The organism is Acidiphilium multivorum AIU301 (assembly GCF_000202835.1).
Lineage (GTDB): Bacteria > Pseudomonadota > Alphaproteobacteria > Acetobacterales > Acetobacteraceae > Acidiphilium > Acidiphilium multivorum.
The window spans coordinates 1-12,902 of sequence record NC_015187.1; the positions used below are offsets into that span (position 1 = coordinate 1).

The 12,902-nt window shown below is 59.4% G+C and carries 18 protein-coding genes; 10 read left to right on the forward strand and 8 right to left on the reverse strand.

Annotated features, from left to right (window positions below; genetic code table 11):
• Nucleotides 1–54: 54 nt before the first annotated feature.
• On the forward strand, nt 55–1,353 hold the full coding sequence (repC, locus tag ACMV_RS18395) for a plasmid replication protein RepC (RefSeq protein WP_048857882.1): 1,299 nt from the start codon (nt 55–57) through the stop codon (nt 1,351–1,353).
• An 85-nt stretch (nt 1,354–1,438) separates the two neighbouring features.
• Here repC and ACMV_RS18400 read toward each other — a convergent pair whose 3' ends face one another.
• Nucleotides 1,439–1,720, reverse strand: coding sequence for a helix-turn-helix domain-containing protein (locus ACMV_RS18400; protein WP_013641203.1), 282 nt, complete (start codon nt 1,718–1,720; stop codon nt 1,439–1,441).
• The gene (locus tag ACMV_RS20330; RefSeq protein ID WP_013641204.1) at nt 1,717–1,992 is read right to left on the reverse strand and encodes a type II toxin-antitoxin system RelE/ParE family toxin; all 276 of its coding nucleotides are present in this window, start codon (nt 1,990–1,992) and stop codon (nt 1,717–1,719) included. The genes ACMV_RS18400 and ACMV_RS20330 overlap by 4 nt, the downstream gene beginning before the upstream one ends.
• Nucleotides 1,993–2,268: 276 nt before the next feature.
• On the opposite strand from ACMV_RS20330, the gene ACMV_RS18405 reads away from it, so the two are divergent.
• The 7 genes from ACMV_RS18405 (at nt 2,269) to ACMV_RS21020 (ending at nt 5,498) form a co-directional block, all read left to right on the forward strand.
• The gene (locus ACMV_RS18405; RefSeq protein WP_013641205.1) at nt 2,269–2,928 is read left to right on the forward strand and encodes a nucleotide-binding protein; all 660 of its coding nucleotides are present in this window, start codon (nt 2,269–2,271) and stop codon (nt 2,926–2,928) included.
• Nucleotides 2,925–3,266, forward strand: a complete 342-nt coding sequence (locus ACMV_RS20335; RefSeq protein WP_013641206.1) for a chromosome partitioning protein ParB — start codon at nt 2,925–2,927, stop codon at nt 3,264–3,266. The genes ACMV_RS18405 and ACMV_RS20335 overlap by 4 nt, the downstream gene beginning before the upstream one ends.
• Nucleotides 3,267–3,305: 39 nt before the next feature.
• Entirely contained in the window at nt 3,306–4,019 is a 714-nt protein-coding gene (locus tag ACMV_RS18410; protein ID WP_148360951.1) for a nuclease-related domain-containing protein, read from the forward strand.
• Between the two features lie 66 nt (nt 4,020–4,085).
• Nucleotides 4,086–4,328, forward strand: coding sequence for a type II toxin-antitoxin system VapB family antitoxin (locus ACMV_RS18415; RefSeq protein WP_013641208.1), 243 nt, complete (start codon nt 4,086–4,088; stop codon nt 4,326–4,328).
• A complete protein-coding gene (locus ACMV_RS18420; protein WP_013641209.1) occupies nt 4,325–4,735 on the forward strand; it encodes a type II toxin-antitoxin system VapC family toxin in 411 nt (136 codons plus the stop codon). The genes ACMV_RS18415 and ACMV_RS18420 overlap by 4 nt, the downstream gene beginning before the upstream one ends.
• A gap of 65 nt (nt 4,736–4,800) precedes the next feature.
• Nucleotides 4,801–5,004 (forward strand): antitoxin VbhA family protein, encoded by a 204-nt coding sequence (locus ACMV_RS18425; RefSeq protein WP_013641210.1) that lies wholly within the window; start codon nt 4,801–4,803, stop codon nt 5,002–5,004.
• 23 nt (nt 5,005–5,027) lie between these two features.
• Nucleotides 5,028–5,498 carry a hypothetical protein gene (locus tag ACMV_RS21020; RefSeq protein WP_048857883.1) on the forward strand — a complete coding sequence of 157 codons (471 nt, stop codon included), beginning with the start codon at nt 5,028–5,030 and terminating at the stop codon, nt 5,496–5,498.
• Here the strand turns inward: ACMV_RS21020 and arsH are convergent.
• Genes arsH through ACMV_RS18455 form a run of 5 tightly spaced genes read right to left on the reverse strand, consistent with a single transcriptional unit; the run spans nt 5,447 to nt 8,783 of the window.
• Nucleotides 5,447–6,154 (reverse strand): arsenical resistance protein ArsH, encoded by a 708-nt coding sequence (gene arsH / locus ACMV_RS18435; protein ID WP_013641212.1) that lies wholly within the window; start codon nt 6,152–6,154, stop codon nt 5,447–5,449. The two genes, ACMV_RS21020 and arsH, sit on opposite strands and share 52 nt — an antisense overlap.
• Complete coding sequence (locus ACMV_RS18440) at nt 6,147–7,466, reverse strand: arsenic transporter (protein ID WP_013641213.1); 1,320 nt, start codon at nt 7,464–7,466, stop codon at nt 6,147–6,149. Before ACMV_RS18440 ends, arsH begins: the two co-directional genes overlap by 8 nt.
• Before the next feature lie 23 nt (nt 7,467–7,489).
• Nucleotides 7,490–7,912: an arsenate reductase (glutaredoxin) gene (arsC, locus tag ACMV_RS18445; protein ID WP_013641214.1), complete on the reverse strand. Its 423-nt coding sequence runs from the start codon at nt 7,910–7,912 to the stop codon at nt 7,490–7,492.
• The gene (locus ACMV_RS18450; protein ID WP_013641215.1) at nt 7,909–8,433 is read right to left on the reverse strand and encodes an arsenate reductase ArsC; all 525 of its coding nucleotides are present in this window, start codon (nt 8,431–8,433) and stop codon (nt 7,909–7,911) included. The genes arsC and ACMV_RS18450 overlap by 4 nt, the downstream gene beginning before the upstream one ends.
• Entirely contained in the window at nt 8,430–8,783 is a 354-nt protein-coding gene (locus ACMV_RS18455) for an ArsR/SmtB family transcription factor (protein WP_148361051.1), read from the reverse strand. The genes ACMV_RS18450 and ACMV_RS18455 overlap by 4 nt, the downstream gene beginning before the upstream one ends.
• A gap of 188 nt (nt 8,784–8,971) precedes the next feature.
• On the opposite strand from ACMV_RS18455, the gene ACMV_RS18460 reads away from it, so the two are divergent.
• A complete protein-coding gene (locus ACMV_RS18460; RefSeq protein WP_013641217.1) occupies nt 8,972–9,454 on the forward strand; it encodes an arsenate reductase (azurin) small subunit in 483 nt (160 codons plus the stop codon).
• Nucleotides 9,455–9,487: 33 nt separating this feature from the next.
• Complete coding sequence (locus ACMV_RS18465; RefSeq protein WP_013641218.1) at nt 9,488–11,902, forward strand: arsenate reductase (azurin) large subunit; 2,415 nt, start codon at nt 9,488–9,490, stop codon at nt 11,900–11,902.
• Here ACMV_RS18465 and ACMV_RS20345 read toward each other — a convergent pair.
• Complete coding sequence (locus ACMV_RS20345; RefSeq protein WP_007421341.1) at nt 11,857–12,873, reverse strand: IS1595-like element ISAcr1 family transposase; 1,017 nt, start codon at nt 12,871–12,873, stop codon at nt 11,857–11,859. The two genes, ACMV_RS18465 and ACMV_RS20345, sit on opposite strands and share 46 nt — an antisense overlap.
• Nucleotides 12,874–12,902: the final 29 nt, after the last annotated feature.

Consider the following 12,902-nt stretch of genomic DNA (forward strand, 5'->3'; position numbering starts at 1 on the left):
GTGCCGGTTTCACCCCCTACCGGGCGGGTTTCACCCAAACCCGTAGGAGTTTCCATGCAACTGCCCCACCAGGCAGAGCGGGGGCGCATGCCCCCTCCCCTGCCCTCACGTCCGACCGGCTTGCGCCGTTTAACACCCGCCATGCTGCCCACAGCCCGCCTTGCTGATGGATTTGCCGGGGGTGACATCACTCCCGGCCAGGCTCTGGCCGCGTTCAAGGCTGCTGCGCCGTTTCTCGGAATCGGGCCGCGTGTCGCCCAGGCGATTGACTGGCTTTTCCGATTCACGCAGCCGCAGGATTGGCAGCCAGGCGCAAGGCCCATTGTTTGGCCGAGTGCGGCGATGATGTCGGCCGAGCTGGGGATCACTGAGACGCAGACAAAGCGCCTCAACCGCCATTTGGCTGAGCTCAGATTGATTGTCATGCGAGACAGCCCCAACGGCAAACGCTACGGCCATAGAGATCGGTCTGGGCGGATTATCGAGGCGTATGGCTTTGACCTCTCCCCTATCGCACAGCGTATCGAGGAGTTTCGTGCTTTGGCAGAAGCCGGCCGCGAGGAACGCGCCGCTGTAGCCAAGTTGCGCCGGCGCGCTTCGATCGCCCGTGCAAGCTTGCGGCAGACGTGGGAGACATTTCGGGAGCAGGAAATTGATCTGCCCGCGCCCCTCAGAACGGCCGCTCAGGCCGCAAGCCGTGGGCTCAAAGATTTGGAGAGCAGCCAGAGGCTCAAGCCAGCCGTGGAGGCTCTGGAAGCGATCGCGGTTGATGCGCGCCGGGCGCTAGAGATGACCCTTGCTGGCGCTTCTCTGGAGCAAACAAGCATTTCTGAATCTGTGGAAATGTGCCCCAAGGGGCACGCTGATGTGCCCCACATTACAACTACAAACCAACGCCTTAATCCTAAAAAGGATACTGTAATCGCCTTGAAGGAATGTAGTCGCGGCGACCTGCCGGGTAGAACGGCACAGACGAAGCCGCCTGCTAGGCCGGAAAGGCAGGATCGGGGCACTTCACTGAAATTGACCCCAGACGAGTTGGTCCGCTTGGCGCCCAGATTGGTGCCGTATCTGCGACAGCCCTCCCCCAGCTGGCCGGAAATCGTGGATGCGGCAGATTGGTTGCGGCATGACCTTGGCGTGTCTAAGCCCCTTTGGGGCGAGGCGTGTCTGGCCATGGGCCGAGAACAAGCGGCTATCGCTCTTGCCCTGGTTTCAGCTAAACCAGAGGGATATTTCAGGTCGAGCCCTGGCGGATATTTTCATGGGATGGTCGAGCGTGCCCGCGACGGCGGCTTGCATTTGGATCGTACGATCTGGGGGCTACGTGGCGCCAGTGCCCATAAAAGCTAGGCTTTTCCAGCATTTTTCATGGATACATAATTGCATGTTTACATGTAATCGTGTTTACGTTTTGGGGCTGTGAGCGTGTGTCACCTCACGCCGCTTCCATCACCCGCAACTCAACATGCAAACCAGCTGCGACCGCCATGTTGACCAAGGTATCCAGGCCAAAGAGGTTAATCTTGCCGCGCAGCAGATCGGAAATGCGAGGTTGCGTGACGCCGAAAAGCTTGGCGGCTTGGCTCTGGCTCAATCCTTCACGGGTGATCCGCTCTTTGAGCGCCATAATCAACGCTGAACGAAGCTTCATATTTTCGGCCTCGGCCGGGGTGTCCTCGATCGCGTCCCATACGCTTGAAAAGCGTTCGTTGCTCATGAGTTTAGCTCCTTCACTAGATCCCGATATCGCTTTGTCGCTAATTCTAAGTCCGGTTTACTGGTTGCCTGGGTTTTCTTTTGAAAGCAGTGCAGGACGTAAATCGTGTCTGCGAACTTGGCGACATAAATCACACGGAATGCACCTGCCTCATCCCGAATCCTAATTTCTCGAACGCCTTGCCCGATCGTTCGCATTGGCTTCCAGTCGTCAGGGTCACGACCTTGTTGCACTTGATCCAGTTGGTGCCCGGCTTCGCGGCGGGCGGACATCGGAAAGTCTCGTAGATCATCGAGGGCGGAGCCCCTGAACCGATTAGCTTTGAACGCTCGGGCATAGGAGGGTTATACAAAAAATTGTATACTTCTGCAACATGCTCAATGGCGGTGTGTAGCACGTTGCCTTACATGAAATCATGTAAACATGGTTATAATATTCCATGTCATCATGAAATTATGCTTGCACGTCCAGTGATCGTATGGGCATAAAGAAATGCCTGCATGCTTAGATATCAGCATGGAAGCAGGTTTTCATGAAAGGGTGTAAACATGCTTGCAGTTGCTTTCTGCACCCAAAAGGGCGGCACCGGAAAAACGACGATTGCCACCGCTCTTGCGGTTGCTGCGCATCGTGCTGGGAAAAAGGCTGCCTTGCTGGACCTCGACCCGCAGACCAACGCCGTTGATTGGTTTGATCGCCGTGAGGGAGACGGGCCGGATGTGGCCTCGATCCAGCCGGGCGCGATCCGCCGATCCCTCGACGCCTATCGCAAACTTGGGATGGAATGGGTGTTTATCGATACGCCAGGGAAAATGGATAGCGCCTCTACTGAGGCCGCCAAGCACGCTGACATTGTGCTGATACCGACCCAGGCCCAGATTTTCGCGATCGATACCTTAGAGCCGTTGAAGCGCTTGCTCGACATGGCGGGGAGTCCGCCGGCTTTTGTGGTGCTCAATCTAGTTCATCCGAACGCGGCCGGCCGAGCTGGTGAGGACGCCGCAGCTATTGCCGAGCGTTTCAAGGTGCCAGTTGCGCCGGTCCACATGTCCCGCCTGAAAGCTTATGAGGATGCGCCAGCGTTAGGGCAGTCACCCCAAGAGTATGAGCCCAAGGGAAGGGCGGCCCGCGAAATTTCCGAATTATTTGAGTTCCTTACCGCTCAAGGAAACATGGTTACAGGTAAGCGTGAAAGCATGAAAGCATGAGTCGGAAGCCCTCACTCCTTGCATCTGCCCTCAAGACCAGCGAGCCGGAAACCACCGTGCCGGTAGGCAAGGCACCAACGGAACCGAAGGCCGCGGCCGTTACGGCCCCTCGGGAACAGCGTGCAGAACACCAAAGCGGGGCTTATGTGCCGCCATCGCGGGCCAATAAGACCGCGAAAACCCACTATTTGCCCCCGGCCTATTGGGACACTCTGGAAGAAATCAGCTTTCGGACGCGCGACGAGAAGGGCAAGCGCGTGCCACAGGAGCGATTGGTTGCCGAAGCCCTCAACCTGCTTTTCGTGAAATATAATTATCCGCAAGTTCGTGATGAGTAGTGCAATCATACTTACACGTCATCATGTAAACATGGAAGCATGATTGTTTTTCTGGTCGAGCTGGTGAGTGGCATGGTGGCGACCGGCGCGGCAGCGGCCGCGATCATCACGCACCCCGGCGACCAGGCCACAGAGACCCATGCACAGCGCGCTGGTGCGGCCGGGGAGAAGCGTGTCGCGCGTGCGTTGGAGCGGGCAGGGGTGCCCGCGATCCACGACATCACCTTGCAGGATCAGCGCGGCACGCATCAGATCGATCATGTCGCGGCGGCCGGCGATTGCCTCTATTGCCTCGAAACAAAGACCTGGCGCGGCGAGCTGCTGGGGCGCGCCGATGCCCAGCATTGGATTCTAAAAAAGCCGGATGGCGCCGCGCAGAGTGTCTATAACCCACTTATGCAAAACGAGACCCACCGCGACGTGATCCGCCGGGTGGCACAAGTGCCCGTCCGGCCGCTGGTCATCCTGGCCGGGCATCTGCGGCTTGCCGGCGGGCCAGTGCCGGGCATGATTCCGCTCACGAGTGCGATCATGGAGATGACGAGGGCAGGGGCGGCCTCTGGCCGCGCCCTGGCGGCCTTGGAGAGCCTGGCGAGGTTCCGGGGGCAATCGCGGCAGGCAGCCCTGTCCGCCGCGCACAGCCGACGCATGAGGCGACAGAAGCCAACCCGCACACGCCAGCTTTGGACTCTGGCCGTAGGGGCGGCGCTGGTGTTTCTTATTCTGGCGGTCGAGCAGGCAATTTTCTCGTGAATATCCTTGCTTTTCGTAAGATATTTAGATATTCAAAAATAGATATTCGGATATCATAGGGAGCCCATGCCGCTTTACATCCGCGATGATGCGACTGCCGAGCTTGTCGCCAAACTGGCGAAAGAGCGCGGCCTAACTAAACAGGATGCCGTGCGGATCGCCGTGCAGGCCGAGCTTGACCGGACCCACGACGCAAAGCCCTTGCGCGAGCGCCTGCGCGAGTGGCGCGAAGCCAATCCGCTGCCACCGCCAACAGGCTTGAAGGCAGACAAGGCATTTTTCGATGATCTGTCGGGGGAGGGGGAATGATCTTCATCGATGCCTCGGCCCTGATCGCCATGATTGCCGGCGAGGAGGGTGCGGATATGTTGGCCGATCTTCTGGCCCAGGAACGCACCCGCTTGGTTTCGCCGGTTGCCATGTGGGAGGCCACAGCCGGGCTTTGCCGCCGCTTCGGGCTTTCGATGGATGGCGCCCGGCAAAAGGTGAGGAGTTTTATGAGTGCCCTCGGCATCGAGGTCATTTCTCTCGGTGAGCGTGAGTATGATCTGGCGATCCAGGCTTATGTCGATTTCGGGAAGGGGCGGCATCCGGCCGCCTTGAACATGGGCGATTGCTTTGCCTATGGTGCCGCCAAATCCTACCGCGCGGCGCTGCTGTTCAAAGGCGATGATTTTACCAAGACGGATATTCGCAAAGCCGGGATGAATAGTTGAAATCTCTTGAATTTTACGGCGTTTTTCCTTAAATCTTAACATTGGTGGAGAAAGGACGCGGCGCGATGGATCAGCTTGTCAGCAGGATTTCGGAAGCTGAAATGACGCGGCGCCGGCATGCGATTGAGCAGGCTCGCGCGGCGAATATCCGCCAGGGCTATGTTCATGATCCAGTGCTTGAGGCTGCAAACGAGCGGTTTATCCGGGGCGAGATCGACATGGTCGAGCTGGATCGCTTGATGATCGCCGCGATCGAGGCCGGACGTTAAGGCGCCCGGTTTGGCTTTCCGGCATGGCGGAAGATCGCGAGCCGCACGGCTACACCTATCCGAACACGTCAGACGATCCCGATCAGATTGATGTTCTACGCAACAGATTTGGCTTGCGAAGCCACGCGGCCCTGGCGCGGGCCGAATACCGCCTGACCAACAACCGCCTGGCAGACCTGGTGCTCGGTGAAGGCCCGCGCGGTGCCTTCGATGCGGCGCACCTGAAGGCGATCCACCGATATCTGTTTTCCCAGGTCTATGAATGGGCCGGGCATACGCGCAATGAGCGGCCGATCGTGGACGGTGCGCCGGTGGAGCCTATTGGCGGCTTCTACAAGGGCGGCACCGCGTTCCTGCACGGATCGCGGATCGAGATGGGGCTTGAGGAAGCCCTGCGGCCGCTCCGCGACCCGGATTTGAGCAGAAGACCCGCGACGGAGTGTCAGATAACCTCGACATCAACGGGCGGTTGGTGTGCTTTCCGTTCGCTGTAGCGATCGACCAAATAGGCCCGGCGATCACGAAGCAGAAGCGTGAACCGCAGTAATTCCTCCATTACGTCAACTACCCGGTCGTAATAGGCTGATGACAGCATGCGGCCGGCTTCGTCGAATTGCTCATAGGCGCGGGCGACGCTGGATTGGTTGGGAATTACGAACATGCGCATCCATCGGCCGAGCAGGCGCAGCGTGTTCACCGCATTGAAGCTTTGCGAACCGCCGGACACCTGCATGACGGCGAGTGTCCGGCCCTGTGTCGGGCGCACCGCACCGACTTCCAGAGGAATCCAGTCGATTTGGTTTTTCATGACGCCGGTGACGGCGCCGTGCTGCTCTGGGCTGCACCAGACCTGACCCTCCGACCAGATTGATAAATTGCGCAATTCCTGAACCTTCGGATGATCGACCGGCACTGTGTTGGTGACCGGGAGCTCACGCGGGTCATAGATGCGGGTTTCGGCTCCCATCAGATCAAGCAGCCGAGCGGCTTCCAGGGTCAGGAACCGCGAATAAGAGCGCTCGCGCAATGAACCATAGAGCAGCAAGATGCGCGGCTTGTGGGTGGCGCGCGATGCCGGCTCGAGCCGTGAAAGGTCGGGAGGTGCCAGCATCTCCGGGCGCAGTGCGGGAAATTCGGCGGGATCACCCATGGCCGATTGATCCCACTACTGGCAGCCAAAGTGCAAGCGCCGCGAGTGTGGCGAGCAACACGGGCGGCGTAATGAGCAGGCCGATCCGCATATACTGACCCCAGGTGATCCGTGTGCCCTTCTGCGCCAGCACGTGCAGCCATAGCAGGGTGGCGAGGCTGCCGATCGGGGTGAATTTGGGGCCGAGATCGCAGCCGATGACGTTGGCGTAAACCATGGCGTCGTGGATGGGCGGGGCGACATGGCCGAACTGGCCGATCGCCAGCGCGCCGACCAGTACACTCGGCATGTTGTTCATGATAGAGGAAAGGGCGGCCGCCAGAACGCCGGTGCCCAGCGAGGCGGCCCAGATGCCGTGGGCGGCAAAGGCCCTGAGCGCGCTGGAGATATAGTTGGTCAAGCCGGCATTGCGCAGGCCATAGACAACCAGATACATCCCGAGACTGAATACCACGACCTGCCAGGGCGCCGAGCGGAGCACGCTTCGGACCTCGATGATTGGGGCACCGCGGCCAGTGATGCGGGCAGCCAAGGCCAGCAATACCACAGCGCCGACGATGGTGACGAACGATACCGGTAAGCCGAGTGGGGCGGTGATGAAATAGGCGCCCAGCAACACCAGCAGCACCGGCCAGGCGGCGCGGAACACCAGGGGGTCGCGGATCGCCGATCTGGGGGCGTCGAGTGCCGCGACGGCATAGGTCCGGTTCGCGGTGCGGCCGTAAGTCACACCCAGGACGGCAAGGGTTGCGATCAGTGCGACGATGTCAATCGGCACCATGACCATGGCGTAGCGATCGAAGCCGATCTTGAAGAAGTTGGCGCTGACGATGTTGACCAGATTGGAGATTACCAAAGGTAGGCTGGTGGTGTCGGCGACGAAACCGGTTGCGATGACGAAAGCGAGGGCTACAGTCGGGGGAAATTCGAGGCTGACCAGAATCGCCATGACGATCGGGGTGAGCAGCAGGGCAGCGCCGTCATTGGCGAAAAACGCAGCGATCACGGCGCCGAGCAACACGATCAGCGGCAGCAGAATCCGGCCACGGCCACGTCCCCAGCGCGCGACATGCAACGCCGCCCAGCGGAACAGCCCGGCTTCGTCGAGCAGGAGCGAAATGATGATCAGCGCCACGAACGTAAAGGTCGCGTTCCAGACGATGTGCCAGACGGTGGGAATGTTGCGCCAATGGATCACCCCGAGCGCGAGATCAAGGATGGCGCCCGCCATCGCGCTCCAGCCGATGCCGAGGCCGCGCGGCTGCCATATGACGAACACCAGGGTTGCGACGAACACCGCAAGAGCGAGCATGGCGAGCCTCGGAAACTGGGGGATTAGCGGATGCGCCGACCGGCGGGATCGACCACGGCTTCACCGTCTTCCTTGGTGAAGGCGGAACGTTGCGGAGCCGGCAGGATATCGAGCACGGTCTCGGATGGCCGACAGAGCTTGACGCCCAGCGGTGTCACCACGATCGGCCGATTGATCAGGATCGGATGCGCCATCATCGCATCGAGCAGCGCGTGGTCGGGCAGGGCCGGATCGGCAAGACCGAGTTCGGCATACGGCGTGTCCTTTTCGCGCAGCACGCTGCGCACAGGCATTGCCGTTCTGGCAATCAGATCGATCAGGGTTTCGCGCGACGGCGGGGTCTTCAGATATTCGATGATAGTCGGTTCGATGCCGGCGTTGCGGATCAGGGCGAGCACGTTGCGCGACGTGCCGCAAGCGAGGTTGTGGTAGATCGTGACGCTCATGCCGCCGAACCCTCATCGGCGTTCGACCCGATCCGGCCGATCTCCTGCACGCGGCGTCGGAGCGAGGCTTGTTCCAGTTTGGCGAAGGGCAGGCTGGCGAACAGTCTGATACGGGTTTCGAGCATTCTGAACGCTGTCCGGAACGCCGTCATGCGTTCGAGGTCGGTTCCGCCTACGGCCGCCGGATCGGGCACGCCCCAATGCGCCGTCATCGGTTGTCCGGGCCAAACAGGGCACATCTCGCCAGCCGCATCGTCACAAACAGTGAACACGAAATCCATCACCGGCGCACCGGGAGCTGCGAATTCGTCCCAGGATTTCGAGCGCAGTCCTTCGATCGGCAAACCGGCTTCTTCGAGCATCGCCAGTGCACCGGGATGGACGTCGCCTTTCGGATGGCTGCCGGCGGAAAAGCCGCGAAATTTGCCCATGCCCCAGCGCTCGACCAGTTTTTCGGCCATTATGCTGCGGGCGGAATTGCCGGTGCATAGAAACAGCACGTTGAGCGGCTGATTGGTCACGCCGATTTCGCCTTCGAGCGCATCGCTTCCTGCTTCGCTGACGGTAGTGCGGGATCGCAGGCTGGGCTGCAGATGGATAATCCTTGCCCGCAACAGTTCTCGACGAGAAATCCTACCAGCGTATTCATCGCCGCAAAATCGGCGGCATAGATGACGTGGCGGCTGACGCGCCGCTGGCTGATCAGTCCCGCATTGCGAAGTGCCTGGACATGGAAGGTGAACGAGGACGGCACCAAACCGATCTTTTCGGCGATGTCTCCCGCTGCAATACCCGCAGGGCCGGCCTCGACAAGGATTCGGTACGCCGCCAGTCGATGTTCATGGGCGAGAGCGGCCAGGGCTGCAACCATCCAGGCAGGATCTTTTTTTGGGCTCCGTGGCATTCTCATTTCCATAATTATCGTAATGTCACCGATCTAGCATCGTCGGCTCAAATCCGTCAAGTCAACCGTGCCAACTGAAATGCGAAATTTTCTTGACGATTTTTATATAACGATTCTATTAATGTCGTAATATCATAATTCAGGGAGAGAAGCTGGTGAAAGTGTCACGTCGAGACTTTGTCCGGACATCCGCCGTAGCGGGCGTGGTAGCATCTCCCTTGATCGCAAAGGCCAACATGGTGATGCCAGATGGCAAACCTTGGCCTTCGGTCAAAGCAGGCAACATCAACCAGCTCAGCCCGGGCAAGCCCGTTTCATTTCAATACCCCGACGCGACATCACCCGCCTGGTTGTTGAAGCTCGCCGAACCGGCCTACGAAGGTGCAGGTTCGTCGGGTGATGTCGTCGCGTTCTCGGGCATCTGCACGCATATGGGTTGCCCTGTGGCATTCAAGGACGGCCGCTTCGTGTGCCCCTGCCATTTTTCGATGTTCGACCCAGCACGGAACGGCGTCCCCTATCAAGGATTGGCGTCGGATTATCTGCCGCAGATCGAACTCAGGATTGATAGTGCGGGTGACATTTACGCCGAGCGCATGTCCGGCCTGGTCTGGGGCCGGACCAGCGACGTTGCCTGAACGAGAAACTCCGAAAATCAAAGGGAGACGACTATGGCCTTGTATCGCCGTGAGGAATCCATCCCGCTACCGCCCAAAAATGCGGAAGCCTATAATACTGCTTGCCAGTATTGCACGGTCGGCTGCGGCTACAAGGTCTATGTCTGGCCGGATGGGCTCGCCGGTGGGCTCAAAGCAGGCGACAATGCTTTCGGGATTGATTTCTCCGGCCCACAACCACCGATCGTCGGATTTTCCTATACTGAATCGATGCATTCAACGATCCGCAAACGCGACGGTCGAACTTACCACGTCGCGATTGTACCTACGCACGACTCGCCAATTAACCCTATGGGCAACCATTCGAGCCGCGGCGCGGTTAATGCCAAAACAACATGGTCCGATAGCCGGCCGACCCAGGCGCGGCTGCATTACCCGCTGCTGCGCAGCGGCAGCGAATTCAACGCGATCCCGTGGGACGCTGCCATCGAGTTGCAGGCCCGGGTGATCAAGGGTGTCGCCGACAAGCATGGTGCGGACGCACTTTGCTCGAAAATCTACGATCACGGCGGTGGTGGCGGCGGCATGGAGAACACCTACGGCACCGGCCGGCTTCTGTTCACCGGCCTGCAGATGAAGCATGTCGGCATTCATAACCGGCCGGGGTACAGTTCGGAAACCTGGGGCACACGCGACCGTGGCGTCCATGAGCTCAATTATTGCTATGAGGATGCAAGGCTCGCAGATACTATTATGCTGTGGGGCTCAAACGCCTACGTCACCGCGACCGTGTTTTTTGTTGCGCACATGATGCCCAACCTGCAAGGCGCAACTACGGACGAGAAGAAGCGGCACTACGCAAAAGGGGAGGCGATCACACCGGCGCGCATGGTGATCGTCGATCCGCGGATCTCCGCAACGGTCAATGCAGCGCATGAAACTGGTGCCAAGGTGCTTCACCTGCGGCCCAATCTGGGCACGGATTACATGCTGATGAACGCGGTAGCGCGTGTGGTTTGGGAGAAAAAGTACTACAACAAGAACTTTCTGAACCAGCATACCGACATGACGAGCTTCGAGGACTACAAGAAAAAATCCCTCGAACTGGATATCCCCTACAAGGACTTCATGGCGCGTGCACAGAAGATTTCCGGCGTGCCAGTCGCACAGATCGAACAAGCCGCTGCATGGATTGCGCAACCCAAGCCGGGCGGCCATCCGCGACGCAGCCTGATCCTATACGAGAAAGGTGTTATCTGGAATTATCGTCAATATGATGCCGTTGCCGCGATCGCCCAACTTGGCGCACTCAGCTTCAATATTGGCCGGCCGGGTACCGGCACGGGACGAGTCGGCGGGCATCAGGAAGGTTATGCGCGGCCGGATTACCCCGGCCCGAAACCACCGCCGGATGTCGATAAGTATGTCCAGGACGGCAATGGGAAGATTTTCTGGCTGACCGGCTGCAACCCGTATCTCGCGGCCCAAAACAATGCGTATTTTCGCAAGCGGATCGGCGAGCGGGCGCAGGCCCTGACCGACTATCTGTCAGCGCAGAAGCAGGGCGATGGCGAGCCTGCTTCGATTGAGCACCTCGCCGCCCGTATCCTGGAAGGACTTGACAAAACCAACGGTTTGTTCGTCACCGTGCAGAATATTTACATGATCGAAAGCGCGCGCGACGCACATCTTATCCTGCCCGCGGCGCAATGGGGTGAAGCGGAGAACATCTCTCTCAATTGCGGCGACCGTCTCATGCGGCTCGACGACAGGTTTATGGACCCGCCGGGCGACGCGAAACCCGACTGGGAAATCCACGGCCTCGTCGGACAGAAGCTCGAAGAACTCTACAAGGCCGACGGCAAGGCCGACATCGCCAGGCGTTTCGCCGGCATGGACTGGAAACACGGCGCGGATGTCGTCAAATCGATCCAGGATGACCTCTATGCCGGCATGAACACGAAGGTTCCCGCATCGCGTGCTAGCACGCTCGATCCCGAGAGCTTCAAAGGCGTTGATTACGCCTATCTTCGCAAGATTGGCCAGAAGGGTATCCAGACACCGGTTCGAACCGATCCAAACACCGGCGAACTGGTCGGCACAAAGCGCCTTTATTCGACCTTCTATTTCATGACCAAGGACGGCAGGTTCAGTTGGTACGGCACGCGGCCCTGGGATGACCATGCCTCCGCTAAGGTGGTCGCAGGCTATCTAAAATCAGATCGGACCAAATATCCGTTCTGGTTCACTATGGGTCGCGACCAGCCTCTCTGGCAGACTAGCTATCATATGCGCCACTTGCCCGAAAAAGCAGAAACGATTCCGCTTCCGTTCGTGCAGGTCAATCCGGCGGACGTTAAAAAGCTCGGCGTCACCAATGGTGACATTGTGATGATCTACAATGATCCTTGCCTATCCGGTTGTTACCCACACCCACTAAATGTAGGGTGTGTCCATTCCCCGGAATAAAGCTCGTCAAAGGTTGGTGCGGCTGCCCTACCCGCGATTCCGAGCAGCGAGCGGAACGCGTTGAAGGGATAGAGGCGCCGGTTGAACCGAAACGTGAATTCATTGAGGTAGGCTTGTAGATGTTTGGCGCTGACCCCGTGATGGATGCCGTTGATCCAGGTCTTCAGGTTGGTAAAGACCAAGTGGACGATCGGCAGGAATTCTTCTGCCACCTCCGGGTCGCCGCATTCGGCGATTGCATGGTGGTCGAACCCGCGCCTTCCGAGACCGGCATAGCCGCTCCAGTCGTCGGTAACGATCAGCGATCCGGGAGCAACGGCGTTTTCGACGAATCCGCAGAGCGAATTGGCGCTACGGTCGGGGACAACAGCGAGACGAACGCGTCCCGCGTAGCGACCGTCTTTCCGATTGTCGAGCTTGGTTCCCGGTTTCCGGTGGCGCACCTCCACGGCACAGGCGACGAGAACCTTGTGATGGACACCCCGTCCATCGCCTCGGGTTCGTCCTCCAACCCACGTTTCATCCACTTCGACGTGTTCTTGCGGCGTGTCGCCAATCTTGTCGCGCTCGGGGCGCACCATCCCGGCGCGCAGCTTATGAAGGATGCCGAAGGCGGTCTCGTAGCGCGACAGGCCGAGTTGCCGCTGAAATTGGACGGCCGACATTCCGGGCGTCTGGCTGGCGATCAAGTAAGCCGCCCAGAACCAAGTCGACAGCGGCGTGTGACTGCGTTCCATAACGGTCCCAGCCATCAGGCTTACGTCTTTGCGACAGGCCCGGCAGCGCAGAACGCCCGGGCGCGCCTCGAAACGGAACGGCTCGCCAACGACGCCGCACCTTGGGCAGGCGAACCCTCCATTCCAGCGGGCGCTTTCGAGATAGGCGGCACAGGCCGCGTCGTTCGGGAAAATACGCTGGAATTCCGGCAGAGACTGCGGGAACGGCAGGTCTTCACGGGCCAGGACATCCATGCCCAACACTAGATCTAGTAGGTATGGGA

Bases quoted from the DNA above. Each gene is read 5' to 3' on its own strand.
- repC (WP_048857882.1), top strand. From the start codon at position 55: ATGCAACTGCCCCACCAGGCAGAGCGGGGGCGCATGCCCCCTCCCCTG.
- ACMV_RS18400 (WP_013641203.1), bottom strand. From the start codon at position 1,720: ATGAGCAACGAACGCTTTTCAAGCGTATGGGACGCGATCGAGGACACC.
- ACMV_RS20330 (WP_013641204.1), bottom strand. From the start codon at position 1,992: ATGTCCGCCCGCCGCGAAGCCGGGCACCAACTGGATCAAGTGCAACAA.
- ACMV_RS18405 (WP_013641205.1), top strand. From the start codon at position 2,269: ATGCTTGCAGTTGCTTTCTGCACCCAAAAGGGCGGCACCGGAAAAACG.
- ACMV_RS20335 (WP_013641206.1), top strand. From the start codon at position 2,925: ATGAGTCGGAAGCCCTCACTCCTTGCATCTGCCCTCAAGACCAGCGAG.
- ACMV_RS18410 (WP_148360951.1), top strand. From the start codon at position 3,306: ATGATTGTTTTTCTGGTCGAGCTGGTGAGTGGCATGGTGGCGACCGGC.
- ACMV_RS18415 (WP_013641208.1), top strand. From the start codon at position 4,086: ATGCCGCTTTACATCCGCGATGATGCGACTGCCGAGCTTGTCGCCAAA.
- ACMV_RS18420 (WP_013641209.1), top strand. From the start codon at position 4,325: ATGATCTTCATCGATGCCTCGGCCCTGATCGCCATGATTGCCGGCGAG.
- ACMV_RS18425 (WP_013641210.1), top strand. From the start codon at position 4,801: ATGGATCAGCTTGTCAGCAGGATTTCGGAAGCTGAAATGACGCGGCGC.
- ACMV_RS21020 (WP_048857883.1), top strand. From the start codon at position 5,028: ATGGCGGAAGATCGCGAGCCGCACGGCTACACCTATCCGAACACGTCA.
- arsH (WP_013641212.1), bottom strand. From the start codon at position 6,154: ATGGGTGATCCCGCCGAATTTCCCGCACTGCGCCCGGAGATGCTGGCA.
- ACMV_RS18440 (WP_013641213.1), bottom strand. From the start codon at position 7,466: ATGCTCGCTCTTGCGGTGTTCGTCGCAACCCTGGTGTTCGTCATATGG.
- arsC (WP_013641214.1), bottom strand. From the start codon at position 7,912: ATGAGCGTCACGATCTACCACAACCTCGCTTGCGGCACGTCGCGCAAC.
- ACMV_RS18455 (WP_148361051.1), bottom strand. From the start codon at position 8,783: ATGGTTGCAGCCCTGGCCGCTCTCGCCCATGAACATCGACTGGCGGCG.
- ACMV_RS18465 (WP_013641218.1), top strand. From the start codon at position 9,488: ATGGCCTTGTATCGCCGTGAGGAATCCATCCCGCTACCGCCCAAAAAT.
- ACMV_RS20345 (WP_007421341.1), bottom strand. From the start codon at position 12,873: ATGGATGTCCTGGCCCGTGAAGACCTGCCGTTCCCGCAGTCTCTGCCG.